The 14,787-nt window shown below is 66.6% G+C and carries 13 protein-coding genes; 10 read left to right on the top strand and 3 right to left on the bottom strand.

Annotated elements, in window-relative coordinates; translation table 11 throughout:
• The first annotated feature begins 92 nt into the window (after window positions 1–92).
• Window positions 93–1,094, top strand: coding sequence for a polyprenyl synthetase family protein (locus tag HY57_RS06305; protein WP_019464325.1), 1,002 nt, complete (start codon window positions 93–95; stop codon window positions 1,092–1,094).
• A gap of 331 nt (window positions 1,095–1,425) precedes the next feature.
• On the opposite strand, the gene HY57_RS06300 is transcribed toward HY57_RS06305, so the two are convergent.
• The 3 genes from HY57_RS06300 to ubiH are packed head-to-tail and all read right to left on the bottom strand — an operon-like array spanning window position 1,426 to window position 4,702.
• Window positions 1,426–2,214 carry a dienelactone hydrolase family protein gene (locus tag HY57_RS06300; protein ID WP_019464324.1) on the bottom strand — a complete coding sequence of 263 codons (789 nt, stop codon included), beginning with the start codon at window positions 2,212–2,214 and terminating at the stop codon, window positions 1,426–1,428.
• Between the two features lie 35 nt (window positions 2,215–2,249).
• Complete coding sequence (locus HY57_RS06295) at window positions 2,250–3,476, bottom strand: UbiH/UbiF/VisC/COQ6 family ubiquinone biosynthesis hydroxylase (protein ID WP_019464323.1); 1,227 nt, start codon at window positions 3,474–3,476, stop codon at window positions 2,250–2,252.
• The gene (ubiH, locus tag HY57_RS06290; protein WP_019464322.1) at window positions 3,473–4,702 is read right to left on the bottom strand and encodes a 2-octaprenyl-6-methoxyphenyl hydroxylase; all 1,230 of its coding nucleotides are present in this window, start codon (window positions 4,700–4,702) and stop codon (window positions 3,473–3,475) included. The genes HY57_RS06295 and ubiH overlap by 4 nt, the downstream gene beginning before the upstream one ends.
• 124 nt (window positions 4,703–4,826) lie before the next feature.
• Here ubiH and HY57_RS06285 point away from each other — a divergent pair, with 124 nt between their 5' ends.
• The 9 genes from HY57_RS06285 to HY57_RS06245 all read left to right on the top strand — a co-directional run bounded on the left by HY57_RS06285 (window position 4,827) and on the right by HY57_RS06245 (window position 14,087).
• Window positions 4,827–5,432 (top strand): hypothetical protein, encoded by a 606-nt coding sequence (locus tag HY57_RS06285; RefSeq protein ID WP_019464321.1) that lies wholly within the window; start codon window positions 4,827–4,829, stop codon window positions 5,430–5,432.
• 5 nt (window positions 5,433–5,437) lie between these two features.
• A complete protein-coding gene (locus tag HY57_RS06280; protein ID WP_019464320.1) occupies window positions 5,438–6,004 on the top strand; it encodes a cob(I)yrinic acid a,c-diamide adenosyltransferase in 567 nt (188 codons plus the stop codon).
• 6 nt (window positions 6,005–6,010) lie between these two features.
• The gene (locus HY57_RS06275) at window positions 6,011–6,934 is read left to right on the top strand and encodes a histone deacetylase family protein (RefSeq protein WP_019464319.1); all 924 of its coding nucleotides are present in this window, start codon (window positions 6,011–6,013) and stop codon (window positions 6,932–6,934) included.
• Between the two features lie 168 nt (window positions 6,935–7,102).
• The gene (locus HY57_RS06270) at window positions 7,103–9,580 is read left to right on the top strand and encodes an LPS-assembly protein LptD (protein ID WP_019464318.1); all 2,478 of its coding nucleotides are present in this window, start codon (window positions 7,103–7,105) and stop codon (window positions 9,578–9,580) included.
• Between the two features lie 38 nt (window positions 9,581–9,618).
• Window positions 9,619–10,965, top strand: coding sequence for a peptidylprolyl isomerase (locus HY57_RS06265; protein WP_019464317.1), 1,347 nt, complete (start codon window positions 9,619–9,621; stop codon window positions 10,963–10,965).
• A 13-nt stretch (window positions 10,966–10,978) separates the two neighbouring features.
• Entirely contained in the window at window positions 10,979–11,983 is a 1,005-nt protein-coding gene (pdxA, locus tag HY57_RS06260; protein WP_019464316.1) for a 4-hydroxythreonine-4-phosphate dehydrogenase PdxA, read from the top strand.
• Entirely contained in the window at window positions 11,980–12,765 is a 786-nt protein-coding gene (gene rsmA / locus HY57_RS06255; protein WP_019464315.1) for a 16S rRNA (adenine(1518)-N(6)/adenine(1519)-N(6))-dimethyltransferase RsmA, read from the top strand. The genes pdxA and rsmA overlap by 4 nt, the downstream gene beginning before the upstream one ends.
• Before the next feature lie 90 nt (window positions 12,766–12,855).
• Window positions 12,856–13,239 (top strand): Co2+/Mg2+ efflux protein ApaG, encoded by a 384-nt coding sequence (gene apaG, locus HY57_RS06250; RefSeq protein ID WP_026033765.1) that lies wholly within the window; start codon window positions 12,856–12,858, stop codon window positions 13,237–13,239.
• Window positions 13,239–14,087: a symmetrical bis(5'-nucleosyl)-tetraphosphatase gene (locus tag HY57_RS06245; protein ID WP_019464313.1), complete on the top strand. Its 849-nt coding sequence runs from the start codon at window positions 13,239–13,241 to the stop codon at window positions 14,085–14,087. Before apaG ends, HY57_RS06245 begins: the two co-directional genes overlap by 1 nt.
• The last annotated feature ends 700 nt before the right edge of the window (window positions 14,088–14,787 follow it).

Here is a 14,787-nt window from a genome sequence, read left to right as displayed (position 1 = left end):
GGCCCAAAAAACCAACCGTGGTGCCGTGTCGCGGCGGTTTCTTGCGAACGTTCTCTCTCTATAATGCCTGAATACGACGCTACGACCGCCTCATGACCACGACCCAAGCCGACACCCGCCGCTCTGCCGACTTTGCCGCCGTCCGGGGGCTCGCCGCCGCAGACATGCACCGGGTCGACTCCCTGATCCGCCAACGCCTTTCGTCAGACGTGGTGCTGATCAACCAGATCGCCGACCACATCATCGCGGGCGGCGGCAAGCGGCTGCGCCCGATGCTGCACGTGCTGGCGGCGAACGCGGCCGGGTACCGTGGCGAACACCACATCAAGCTGGCGGCCGTGATCGAGTTCATCCACACGTCCACCCTGCTGCACGACGACGTGGTGGACGAATCGGACCTCCGCCGCGGCCGCAAGACGGCCAACGCGCTGTGGGGCAATGCCGCCAGCGTGCTGGTGGGCGACTTCCTGTACTCCCGCTCGTTCCAGATGATGGTCGAGCTGGATGACATGCGCGTCATGCGCATCCTGGCCGACACCACCAACACCATCGCCGAAGGCGAAGTGCTGCAGCTGCTCAACATCGGCAACGCCGACGTGGACGAGGCGTCCTACCTCAACGTGATCGAGCGCAAGACTGCCGTGCTGTTTGCTGCCGCCACCGAACTCGGCGCCCTGCTGGGCGGCTTGCCGGCAGAGCAGCAGGTGGCGCTGCGCCGCTACGGCATGCAGCTGGGCTACGCCTTCCAGATTGCCGACGACCTGCTCGACTACGTCTCCGACGCGGGCACGCTGGGCAAGAACATCGGCGACGACCTCGCCGAAGGCAAGCCCACGCTGCCGCTGATCTACGCGCTGCAGCGCGCCGACGGTGAGCAGCGGCGGTCGTTGCGCCACGCGATCGAACACGGCGGTCTGGATTCGCTCGACCGCATCATCGCCGCCATCCGCGATTCCGGCGCGCTGGAGCGCACCCACGAGCGTGCCGTGATGCACGCCGACGCCGCGCGCGACGCGCTGCGCGTACTGCCGGATTCGCCGTGGCGCGACGCCATGGCGACGCTGGCGGATTATTCGGTGCAGCGGTCGTTCTGACGCACTCTTAGGCAAGTTCCAACGCGTTCTTCAGGCTTGGGCGTACCGGGCCTGCCCGCCCAACGGTTTGGCACACGCCCATTCACCCTCACCGTCATTCCATCCTCACCGTCATCCCGGCGCAGGCCGGGATCCAGTAGCCGCAGGCTGCGATTCTTGCGGCAGTACAGGTGCGGGATAAGGCGAAGACTGCGAACTGACATTACTGGATCCCGGCCCTTGCCCCCTTTTGCGGGGTGCGCCGGGATGACGGTGAGGACATCATGGGGGCATGAGGGCATGCAGGCTGTACGGCACCCCGCCTCCGCCCCACGCGTGTCGCGAGATCGACTCACGGCGTGCCGCTGAACGCCCCGTGCAGCCAATCCTGCATCATCCGGTAGCTACGCTTGGCGGCCCGCTCGTCATAGGCACAACCGGTGCTGTGCTGGTCAGTTTCCGTGAAGCAATGCACCGCATTGCCGAGCACCACAAACTGCCAGTCGGCCTTGGTGGCGCGCATTTCGTCCATGAACTTGTCGGCGTCAGGCATGGTGCCCTTGTCGTCGGCGCCGTTCATCACGAGCACGCGCGCCTTGATGTTCTTGGCCAGCGCCGGATCGTCGGTCTGCAACCCGCCATGGAATGACACGACGGCCGCCACGTCGGCGCCGCTGCGCGCCAGATCCAGGACGGCGGTACCGCCGAAGCAGAAACCGATCGCCGCCAGTTTGGTGAGGTCGACGGGTGCCGCCTTGGCCTGCGCCTTGAGTTGGTCCAGCGCCATGTTGGCGCGCTTGCGCATCAGCACGCGGTCGCCATACAGCGGCTTGATCGCCGCGCGCGCCTCGTCATCGTTGGCCGGACGCGTTTTCGCGCCGTACATATCGGTGAGCAGGATCACGTACTCCTTGCCCGCGATCATTTCGGCCTTCTTGATGGCCAGGTCGTTCACGCCATACCAGTTGGGCACCATCACCAGGCCGGGGCGCTTGGTGGCCACGGCATCGTTATAGATCAGCACGCTGTGGAAGGTGGTGCCATCCTGGGTCCATTCGACCGGCTTCTCCACCATCTTCGCCTGCGCGGCGACGGCGAATCCTGCGAACAACAGAAAGCTGCAAAGACGGGCGATGCGCATGACGTCCTCTCCTCGTTGCTGTTTTTTGAAGCCGGTTACAGGCCGGCGGCGTGTTCCGCGAGTCTGCGTTTGACGGGTGACAGTTTGTCGATCAGGCGCACGCCCAGGCCGCGTGCGGCCACCAGCGGCGACGCCTGCCAGGCGTAGATGCGCGCCAGCGCGTCGAAACCCAGTGCGTCGAGGGTGTCCTCGCTGCGGCGGCGGCGCGCATAGCGGCGCAGCACGTGGGTCGCGGCAATGTCGCTGCCTGCGTCCCGGGCGGCCACCAGCGTGTCGCGCAGTTCGGCGACGTCGCGCAAACCCAGATTCACGCCCTGGCCTGCCAACGGGTGCACGGCATGCGCGGCATCGCCCAGCAGCACGAATCGCTCGGCCTGGTAGGTTTCCGCGAGCTGCAGGCGCAGCGGGAATGCCGCGCGCGCGGTGGCGCCGATGATGCGCCCCAGGCGGAAGTCGCTGGCGACACCGAGTTCGTTGAAGAACGCCTTGTCGTCCAGCGCGAGCACGCGTTGCGCTTCATCCTCCGGCAGCGACCAGACGATGGAGCTGCGCCCGTCCGCCAGCGGCAGCAAGGCGAGCGGGCCGGTGTCGAGGAAGCGCTGCCACGCCGTGCCGTCGTGCGGTCGCTCAGTCTGTACGTGCGCGACCACGCCACGCTGCGCGTAGTCGCGGCCCGTGGTGCCTATGCCGGCCATGGTGCGCAGCGGCGACGCCGCTCCGTCGGCGGCCACCAGCAGGCGTGCGGAAACCGCGTCCGTATCGGCGCCGTTCAGCGATAACTGCACGCGATCGTCGAGCACCTCATAACCGGTGACCTGCGCGGGACAAATGCGACGCACGCCCGCCGCCTCGAGCGCATCCCAGAGCCGCCATTGCACGAGGTTGTTCTCGACGATGTAGCCAAGCAGGTCGCGGCCTTCCTGGGCGGCATCGAAATGGATGGCAGCACCGGTGGCCGCGTCCCACACATGCATGTGCGCGTAGGGGCTGGCGCGCGACGTGCGGATGGACGTCCATACACCGAGCTCGTCCAGCAACCCGATGGACGAAGGCGCCAGGCCGACCACGCGCAGATCCACGTCGTCGCGCGGCGACCACGGTGCCGGCGCGCGGGCCTCGAGCAGCGCCGTGGCAGAGCCGGCGCGTGCCAGCGCCAACGCCGCCGCCGCACCCACCATGCCGCCACCCACCACGGCCACGTCGAGCGACGGACCGCGGCGACGCGACGATTCGTAGCGCGAAGAAGACGCCGGCATGCTCATGGCAGGCGCTCCAGCACGGCACGGGGCGGCTCGCCGCGGAAACCCATGCCGCGCCGTGCCATCAGGCGCTGCAGGGGCGGCAGGCGATCGAACGCCAGCATGGCCATGGAACGCAACGGCCCCAGCAAGGGCTGTGGCAGACAGGCGAGCTGCACCAGGCCGTGGCTCATCATCATGGTGCCTTCGCGATCCGGCGCGCGGCGCGCGACGTAAGTCGCCAGCAGTTCGTCAGCCCCGGGATCGGCGGCGCCCGTCAGCAGCTCGGCCAAGGTGAGGGCATCGCGCAGGCCCAGATTGAAGCCCTGCGCGCCGATGGGATGCACCGTCTGCGCCGCGTTGCCCACCAGCACGGCACGCGTGGACACCAAGGAACGCGCGGCCACCCGCTGGATCGCATAGGGATGACGCTTGCCTGGGCGGCTGAGGCGCCCGAGGCGCCAACCGAAACGCTCCTGCGCCAGCGCGATGAAGGCCTCATCGTCCATGGCCTCCACCGACCGGGCCTCATGCTGCGGCACCGTAAGCACGAGGCCGCAGCGTCGGGCCGCCAACGGCAGCAGGGCGATGGGCCCGTTGTCCGCGAAGCGCTCGTAGGCGCGCTGGGCGTGATCGCGCTCGGGCGTCACCGTGCAGACGAACAAGGTCTGCCGGTAATCGTGGCGCTCGACCTCGATGCCGAGGCGCTCGCGCACGAAGGATGCCGTGCCGTCGGCGCCCACCAGCAGCGGCGTGTCGATCTCGACTGCACCATCGGCGGTCTGGATGCGGGCACGCCAGCCATCGACCAGCGGTTCCAGTGATTCCACGCGCGCGGGCGCCAGGCGCCGCAGGCGCGTGCATTCGTCCAGGCGACGCAGCAGGGCGGCGCCGAGCTCGCGCGCGGGCAGCGTCCAGCCCATGGCATCGACACCGTGGCGCTCGGCATCCATCTGCACACTGCCGAATTCCCCGGCCCGCGTGACATGGATATGCCGGATCGGCGTGGCCTGGGTCACCGCATGCTTCCACACGCCGATGGCGGTCAGCCCATTGACGGTGGCGCGCGCCAGGGCCAGATTGCGTTCGTCGTAACTCGGCTGCTCGCCGATGCGCGGCGCGGCCGCTTCCACCATCACGGCGTCGATGCCCGCGGCATCCAGGGCAATGGCCAGGCTGGCACCGACCAGCCCGCCACCGACGATGAGTACGGGCTGCCGGGAGGCGGCCAGGGAAGATGGGTTCGTCATGGCGCCGAATGATACGCGCTAAGCGCCTGCCCCAAGCTCCTGTGGTGCCCTGCCCGCCTTGGGGCCTGTCCAATTGCGATAGACTTGGCCCTTGCACTCGACGCGACCCTTTCTGGAGCAGCTCATGGCTAAGACGCAAACCCAGCGCCTCGGCATTTTCCTTGCCTTGGCCGCGGTGATGGCCGCCACCCGCATTCATCTTTCGCTGTTCCACCATGACATCTGGGACGCTTCGTGGGGCATCTTCTTCCTGGCCGGCTTCTGGCTGCGCGGTTCGGTGCGCTGGGCCTTCCCGCTGCTGATGGCGGAAGCCGTGCTGGTGGACTACCTGGTCATCAGTAACCAGGGCATCAACTTCTGGGATCACTACTGCGTCTCGGCGGGTTACTGGTTCCTGATCCCGTCGTACTTCAGCCTGTGGCTGGGCGGCAGCTGGCTGGCTGGCCGCAAGCTCGGCCTCAACGCCCGCAGCCTCGCCCTTGCCCTGGGTGCCGTGCTGGTGAGCTGGCTGGCCTGCTACGTGATCTCCAACGGCAGCTACTACTGGCTGAGCAGCACCGTGCCGCAGCCGCGCAGCGTCGCGGCGTGGTTCTCCAATATGACCGACTGGTACGGTTTCTTCCTGGAGACCACGGCGCTCTACGTGGCGCTCGGTCTGGTCATGCATGGTCTGGTGGTGCAGCTGTCACAGCTGCTGGGCCATGCCGATTCCTCGAAGCTGTCGCGCTAACCACGATGGGTAACCGCCTCTCGAAGATCTACACCCGCACCGGCGACGACGGCAGCACCGGACTCGGCGACGGCTCGCGCGTCGCCAAGGACTCGCTGCGCGTCGGCGCCTACGGCACGGTGGACGAACTCAATAGCACCATCGGCATGGTGCTCGCGTCCGACGGCGTTGCCGACGACGTGCGCGAAGCATTGACCCAGGTACAGCACGACCTGTTCGACCTGGGTGGCGAGCTGTGCATCCCGGGCATGGCGATGGTCCACGACGCTGATATCGAGCGCCTGGAACAGGTGCTCGATGCGTTCAACGATCCGCTGCCGCCGCTCAAGGATTTCATCCTGCCCGGCGGCGGCATGGCGGCATCCTGCTGCCATCTGGCGCGCACCGTGTGTCGCCGCGCCGAGCGCGAGGTGATCGCGCTGGGCCGTGAGGAAGAGGTGCGACCGCAGGCGCAGCGCTATCTCAATCGCCTGTCCGACCTGCTGTTCGTCGTGTCGCGCGTGCTGGCCCGTGCCAGCGGCCACGGCGAAGTGCTCTGGAACCACGAGCGCCGCCGCAAGCCACAGGCGTAACCGGCAATGCTGCGGCTCTACACCCACGCCAGTTGCCTGCAGCACGACCCCGGCCCGGCCCAGCCCGAATCACCCGCCCGCCTGCGTGCGGTATTGCAGGCGCTGGACCACGACCGTTTCGCGGCCATTGACCGCGTGGAGGCGCCACGCGCCACGCGCGAGCACCTGCTGCGCGTGCATGCGCCGGCCTACGTGGACCGCATCCTCGGCATCACGCCGGCCGAAGGCACGGTTCGTCTGGACGAAGACACGCTGATGTCGCCCGGCTCGGCCGAGGCGGCGTTGCGGGCGGCAGGCGCCGTGGTGGCCGCGGTGGACGCGGTGCTGGGCGCCCAGGGCGGCAAGGCATTCTGCGCGGTGCGCCCGCCGGGGCACCATGCCACGCCCGACCGCGCCATGGGCTTCTGCCTGTTCAACAACGTGGCGGTGGGCGCGGCTCATGCCCTCGCGGAGCACGGCCTCAAGCGCGTCGCCATCGCCGACTTTGACGTGCACCACGGCAACGGCACGCAGGATATTTTCGCCCGCGAGCCGCGCGTGCTGTTCATCTCCAGCCACCAGATGCCGCTGTATCCGGAAACGGGAAGCGCGGAGGAATGCGGTGTCGGCAACATCGTCAACGCGCCTTTGTCGCCGGGCGACGGCTCCTATGAATTCCGCGAGCTGTGGGAAGGGGCGCTGATTCCCAGGCTGCACGCGTTCAGGCCGCAGCTGCTGCTGATCTCGGCAGGCTTCGACGCCCATCGCAACGACCCGCTGGCCGACCTACGCCTGGGCAGCGAAGACTACGCGTGGATCACCCAGCGCCTGATGGACGTGGCCCGCGCCCATGCGCAAGGGCGCGTGGTGTCGACCCTGGAGGGCGGCTACAACTTGCTCGCACTCTCGACCAGCGTCGCCGCCCATGTGGGCGAACTGCTCGAAGGCTGAGGCCTGCACCCCATCACTCCAGCCATTTGGGTGTCAGCCATGGGCGGGCCTTTTGCGCATTTTCTGACCAGGCATACTGAACCCGGCTTCCGGCGGCGGGGTGCGCAACTGCCGCCCATGGGGCCTTTCTGCTAGTTTTACGGGCCTCCCAGCCGACAGACTGCCACCGTGACGCCAAAGCTCCCTCCGCGCCACCTGCCACCGCGCCGCCTGCTGGCGGTTGCCGCCGCCCTTGCCCTGTTCGGCAGCCCGGTCGAGGCACAGTCTGCGCCGGACCAGCCCGTCGCCCCGGACCAGCCCAGCCCGGCGCCACCGCCGAGCAATACGGCGCCCGCGGCCGTGTCCAACTGCCCGCTGGGCGCCTTCCGCTGTCCGCCGCGCCCGCTGAATTTCAGCATGTGCCGCCCCAATGCGATGCTCTCGTTCTACGACCCGACGATGAGCAAGGACAGCTCCGTCCGCGAAACGTCGAACACCTTTGTCTCGGCGCAGCGCGTGGATGGCTCCAACCAGACCGTCTACCACCTCGAGGGTGATGTGAAGCTGGACCGTGCCGACCAGCGCCTGCAGGCCGACGTCGCCGACTACAACAACGACACCACCGACTACGACGCGCGCGGCAACGTGCGCTATCAGGAAGCCGGTCAGCTGATGTCGACGGACCATATGCGCGGCAACCAGGACGCCAGCACGGCGACCGCCGACAACGTCGCCTTCCAGATGCTCACCACCCGCGGCAACGGCGTGGCGACCCAGGGCCAGCTGCTGGACGACCAGCGCAGCCGCTATTTGAACGCCACCTACTCCACCTGCGACGTGGGCAACCACGTGTGGGAGATCCGCGGCAAGGACATCCGCATGGACAAGGAGACCGGCGAGGGCGTGGCGCACGATGCCACCATGTCCGTCTACGGGTTTCCGCTGTTCTGGCTGCCGACCTTCACGTTCCCCATCGACGACCGTCGCAAGACGGGCTTCCTGACCCCGACCATCGGCAACTCCAGCCGCTCGGGCTTCACGGTGAGCACGCCGTACTACCTGAACCTGGCGCCGAACTATGACGCCACGCTGGACCCGCGCATCTATACCGACCGCGGCGCCATGCTGGCGGGCGAGTTCCGCTATCTCGTGCCCGGCAGCCTGGGCCAGATGAATTTCGAATACCTGCCCAACGACCGTGGCGACAATGATCCGGACAGCACGGCGGTCACCAAGGGCAAGGACCGCTGGCTGCTGAAGTACTACGACTCCACGCACCTGTACGGCCCGTGGTCGCTCAATGTCGGCGTAAACCGAGCCTCCGATCGCAATTACATGCGCGACTTCGGCGACGACCTCTATACGACGACGATCAGCCAGCTGGTCTCGTCCACCTACATCAGTGGCGGCGGCAAGTGGGGCAAGGCCTACTGGAACGCCAGCCTCGGCGCGGACTACTACCAGAACGTCGACTACTCGCTGCCGGATTCCTCGGTGCAGTACAAGCGCTGGCCCCGCGCCACCTTCAACGTGGATTACCCCATCAACCGCTGGCTCGACGTGGGGGCCAATACCGAGGCGGTGGCGTTCCGCAAGAACGACTCGGTCGAAGGCAACCGCCTGGACCTCTACCCGTACATCCAGGCCAATTTCCAGGGCGCCGCGTGGTTCGTGAAGCCCAGGGTCGCCTATCGCTATACGGGTTACGACCTCACCGGCAACTACCAGCAGTACGGCTATTACGGCCTGCTTGGTCAAGGCCAGGCCTCGCCGTTCAGCAGCAGCTCGCCGAGCCGCTCGCTGCCCGTGGTCAGCGTGGACAGCGGCCTCGTCTTCGACCGCAGCATGTCGCTGTTCGGCACCAGCTATACGCAGACGCTCGAACCGCGCCTGTATTACCTGTACGTGCCGTACCGCAACCAGGACAACATCCCGCTGTTCGACACCAACCTGATGTCGTTCGATACCTGGGAGCTGTTCACGCCCAACACCTATTCGGGCGCGGACCGCCAGATCAATGCGAACAACCTCAGCGCCATGCTGACCACACGCCTGTTGGACGACAACGGCGTGGAACGCGTGTCGGCCAGCTTCGGCCAGATCCGCTACTTCACCCAGCAGCGGGTGCAGACGCCCAACAGCAACAACACCGTCACGCCGCCGACGAACTGGTCCGGCTCCGACTACGTCATCGACCTCACCACCCAGCTCAACGACGACTGGAAGGTGACCTCGCAATACCAGTGGAACCCGAACACCAGTCTCACGGACCTGGGAGCCATCGGCCTGCAGATGCGCATCAAGACCGACGGCATCCTCAACTTCTCTTACCGTTATCGCCGCCAGCCGGGCACCGAATCCCCCCTGCTGGAACAATATGACGCCTCCGTGGTCTATCCCGTTTCCGACCGCTGGCGCCTGATCGGCCACTGGACCTATTCGGTGCTGGACAAGCGGACGGTGGAGGCCCTGGCCGGTGTGGAATACGACACCTGCTGCGTGGCGTGGCGGCTGGTGGGGCGCCACTACGTGAACACCTACAACTACAACACCCAGCTGGGTTCGGCCAACACGGCGGTCATGCTGGAAGTGGAGTTCAAGGGGTTGACCAACTTCACCGGTCAGTCGGAAAACGCCTTGCGCAATGGTATTCTTGGTTATCAATAACTTCCCTGTCGCCTACGGCGATTGAAGGCCCCGGACTGATGAAGCAGCCTCTCGCGTTGTTCTTGCTCGCGATCGCTACCGCGACCGCCCTGCCCGCCCATGCCCAGCTCCTGCCGCAGGCGGCTCAGGGCAAGCAGCCGCTCGACCGCATCGTGGCGGTGGTGGACGAAGGGGTGATCCTGCAGAGCGAGCTGAACGAGGCCGTGCGTTCGGTCCAGCAGCAGTACGCCAACAACCCGGGCCAGCTGCCGCCGATGGACGTGCTGCAGCGCCAGGTGCTGGATCGCCTGATCCTGATGAAGCTGCAGGTGCAGCGCGCCGACGACCAGGGCATCCGCGTGTCCGATGCCGACGTGGATCAGGCGGTTGCCGCCGTGGCCCAGCAGAACCACATGACGCCGGAGCAGTTGCGCGCTGCCGTGGAATCCGAAGGTGGCAGCTTCGCCGCGTTCCGTCACCAGTTATCCGACCAGCTCATCGCCCAGCGCCTGCATGACAGCGTGATCCGCGATCAGGTGACCATCACCGACAGCGAAATCAACAACATGCTCGCCAGCCCGTCCTACAAGGCGGGTGAAGTCCACCTGGCCCACATCCAGGTCAGCCTGCCGGCCGGCGCCAGCGCCGCCGACATCAAGGCTGCCCAGGACAAGGCCACCCAGGCCATGGACGCCATCAAGGGCGGCATGGACTTCCACGCCGCGGCCATCCGCTACTCCGATGCCCAGGACGCGCTTGAAGGCGGCGACCTCGGCTGGCGCCGCATGGACGAGATCCCGCCGGCCTTTGCCGACGCCGTGGGCAACATGAAGCCCGGCGATGTCTCCCCGGCCATGCGCGGCCCCACCGGCTTCCATATCCTGAAGCTGGTCGAGCAGCGCCAGCCCAGCCGCCAGGTGGTGCAGGAATTCCACGCCCGCCAGATCCTCATTCGCCCGAGCGAACTGATGACGCCGGAGCAGGCCCACCAGAAGGCCCAGGATCTCTACAGCCGCATCGTCAACAAGCATGAGGACTTCGCCACCCTGGCGAAGGAAAACTCCAAGGACGACACCACCGCCAACAACGGTGGCGACATGGGCTGGTTCATGCAGAACGACTGGGGCTCCACCATTGCCCAGCACATGGGCGAGCTGAAGGACGACCAGGTATCGCAGCCCTTCCAGAGCGAAGCCGGCTGGCACATCCTGCAGCGCTTGGGTACCCGCCAGAGCGACCGCACCGACGAGCTTTCGCGCAACCAGGCGCGCCAGGCCATCGGCAATCGCAAGGCGGAGCAGGCGTACGAAGACTACTTGCGCGAGATGCGTTCCAGCGCTTACGTGAACATCCTGGTTCCCGAGCTGCGCGACCCGAACGAGCAGCAGGGCAAGAAGTCATCCTGAGGCCGCTTTGAACATGCAGACCCTGCCCCGGCTGGCCATCACCGCAGGTGAGCCGGCGGGGATCGGTCCCGAGCTCCTTATCCGATTGGCCGCCACTCCGCTGGCGGCCAATTTCATTGCGGTCACGGATCGCGCGCTGCTGGAGCGCGCAGCGGCGCGCTGCGGCCAGCCCATCGAACTGATCGACGATGACGGCAGCGACACGGCCATGCGCCGGCCCGGGCAACTGCGCGTGCGCCACGTTCCGCTGGGCACGACGGAACAACCCGGCACGCCCGATCCCGCCAATGCCCATCATGTGCTGGCCACGCTCACAGAAGCTGCCGATGGCTGCATGGCGGGTCGCTACGCGGCCATCGTCACGGCGCCGCTGCAGAAATCCTCGATCAACGAGGCAGGCATCCGCTTCAGCGGCCACACCGAATTCTTCGCCGAGCGCGCCCATGCCGACGTGGTGATGATGCTGGCGAGCCCGGAGCTGCGCGTGACGCTGGCGACCACGCATCTTCCGCTCTCCGCCGTGCCCGCGGCGATCACCCATGATGCGCTCACCCGCGTGCTGCGGATCGTCCATCGCGAACTGCAGGGCAAGTTCGGCCTGCTCGAACCGCGCATCGCCGTGCTCGGCCTCAACCCGCACGCGGGCGAAGGCGGCCATCTCGGGCGCGAGGAACTGGACACCATCATTCCCGCGCTCGATGCCCTGCGTGCCGAAGGCATGGACCTGCTCGGCCCCCTGCCCGCCGACACCGCCTTCGTGCCGTCGCTGCGCGAGCGCTACGACGCCGTGCTGGCGATGTATCACGACCAGGCGCTGCCGGTGCTCAAGAGCGAGGCGTTCGACCGCACGGTGAACCTCACCCTGGGCCTGCCTTTCATTCGTACCTCCGTCGACCACGGCACGGCGCTCGATCTTGCCGGCACCGGTCGCGGCGATCCCTCCAGCCTGATCGCGGCAGCGAGGATGGCGCTTGAGCTCGTGGCACGGCGCAGCGCCCACCCGCAAGGACATTCATGAACGCCCGTCCCAAGAAAAGTTTTGGCCAGCACTTCCTGCACGAGAAGCGCTACATCGAGCGCATCGTCAGCGCGATCTCGCCGCGCCCGGATGATTTCGTCGTCGAGATCGGCCCCGGCGAGGGCGCACTGACGCTGCCGCTGCTGGCCGCCGCCGGCAAGCTCACCGCGATCGAACTGGACACGGACCTGATTCCCGACCTGCAGGCGCGCGCCGCCAGCGTGGGCGAGTTGAGCATCATCCATTCGGACGTGCTGAAGGTGGATTTCACCGCGCTTGCGCATCGCCACGGCGTGGAGCGCCTGCGCATCGCCGGCAACCTGCCGTATTACATCTCCAGCCCCATCCTGTTCCACTGCGTGGAGCATGCGCGCGCCATCCAGGACATGTGCTTCATGCTGCAGAAGGAAGTGGTGGATCGCATGGCCGCGGAGCCCGGCAGCAAGGTCTATGGACGTCTGTCTGTCATGTTGCAGCTGGCCTGCCGGGTCGAGCCCTTGTTCGTCGTACCGCCCGGAGCGTTCCGGCCGCCGCCGAAGGTGGACTCGGCCGTCGTGCGACTGGTGCCGCTGGGCCCCGACCAGCTGCCCGATGCGGACCCGGCGCGTATTCACGCGATCGTGAAGGCCGCCTTCGCGCAGCGTCGCAAGACGCTGGGCAATGCGCTGAAGAACGTGATGGACGCAGATGCCATCATGAGCGCCGACGTGGATCCCAAGGCACGCGCCGAGACACTTTCCCCGCAGGACTACGTCCGCCTGGCGTGCGTCCCGGCTGGCTGATCGGCCATCCGTCGTTCGGCGGACTTCCCCGATTCAGCGAGTCGCACGCAAGCTTCACCCATGCGGCGCGACAACCCTTACAATCGGGGCATGAATGAACGATCTTCCTACACGATCGACGTGCAGGTCGAACCCCGCTTTGTCCCCGACCAATCCCGTCCCGGCGACAACCGCTATGTTTTCGCCTACACGATCACGCTGCACAACGCGGGCGACGTCGCTGCGCGCCTGCTGACCCGTCACTGGATCATCACCGACTCCAACGGCAAGGTCGAAGAAGTGACCGGCGAAGGCGTCGTCGGCGAGCAACCGTGGATCCGCCCTGGCGACGAGTACGAGTACACCTCGGGCGCCGTGCTGGAAACCTCGGTGGGCGTGATGCAGGGCAGCTACCAGATGGTGGCCGACGACGGCACCCGTTTCGAGGCGCCGATCCCGCCGTTCACGCTTTCGATCCCGCGCACCCTGCACTGATGGCTACGTACGCAATCGGTGATGTGCAGGGCTGCCTTCCCGAACTCCAACGCCTCCTCGACAAGATCCGCTTCGACCCCGCCAGCGACCGCCTCTGGTTCTGCGGCGACCTCGTCAATCGCGGCGGGCAATCGCTGCAGACACTGCGGCTGATCCACGGCCTGCGCGAGCAATCCATCGTCACGCTGGGCAACCACGACCTCAGCCTCCTGGCCATTGCGCAACGGCGCCCCGAAGCGCAGTCGAAGGTGAACCCCGAGCTGCGCGAAGTACTGTTCGCGGACGATGCGCCCGTGCTGCTGGAATGGCTGCGCTCGCAGAAGCTGCTGCATCACGACGAGCAACTCAACTGGACCATGGTGCACGCCGGCCTGGCCCCGATGTGGACACTGCGCCAGGCGCAGCGGTCCGCCCAGGAAATCGAGCGCGAGCTCGGCGGCCCGCGTCACCCGCGCCTGTTGAAGAACCTGTTCGGCAACCGTCCCGCCGCATGGAGCAGCCGCCTGCAGGGCGTGGAGCGCATGCGCGCATCGATCAATACGCTTACGCGCATGCGCTACTGCGATATCCAGGGACGCATCGATTTCGAGAGCAAGGGCATTCCGGGCACGCAGAAGCCGGGCATGTATCCCTGGTTCGAAGTGCCGGGCATGCGCCAGCGCGGGGCACGCATCGTGTGCGGGCATTGGTCCGCGCTCGGACGCTTCGCCGGCATGGGCGTGTACGCGATCGACACTGGTTGCGTGTGGGGCGGGCAGCTCACCGCACTGCGGCTGGATGTGGAAGAACCGCAGTATGTGGCGGTGGATGCGGAGCCGTATCGGAAGAAGGTGCCGGGCGGGGATTGAGGTGGCTCGCTACCGGTCGCGGTACGCGATGACGCTTGTTGCTTGAGTGCCAGCGTTTCTTTTTCGCTCCGTCGAGAGGACCTGCTAGCTTGGGGCGCGTGTACCGCCCCCAGGATGGCCCAGGCAATCCAGCCTCACCGCTTTAAAAAAAGAGCCCGTCACCCCTGCGAAGGCAGGGGTCCAGTGACTCTGCTTTTAAGGGTTTGGGCTTACGGTTGCCGTGCTTCTGCCGGGGTGCCGCCTACGCGGCGGGCGTTTCGACGTTCTGCCGACGACGCGAAGCTAGTCCCGTGGGAAGGCCGAGTCACTTTTCTTTTGCTGGCCCAAAAGAAAAGTAACCAAAAGAAAAGGCACCCCGGATGAAGCGCCTTTCGGGCTTTTCGACGGGGCATCCTGCCCCGTCGAAAAGTGCCTGGCCTCCTTGCCAGGCCCCCTGCGGGGCCTGATCTCCACCCGCCCGCCGCGTCATACGGGGACCCGGGAGATCAAGAGCCAAAAGCCAAAAGCCAAAAGCCAAAGCAAGAACCCGAGCCCTCGGCGAAGCATCCAAAGAGGCGAGTTCCTTGTGGGAGCGCACCCTGTGCGCGATTGGGGCGTCTCGTAGTCACCGCTCCGTTAGGTTGTCGCGCACAGGGTGCGCTCCCACAGAAAAGCGGGCGACCGTGCAGGTCCCGTCAGAGCCGAAGCGCAGCAAGGCGCT

It is taken from the genome of Dyella japonica A8 (assembly GCF_000725385.1).
GTDB lineage: Bacteria > Pseudomonadota > Gammaproteobacteria > Xanthomonadales > Rhodanobacteraceae > Dyella > Dyella japonica_C.
This window is presented reverse-complemented; position numbering and strand designations above follow the sequence as displayed.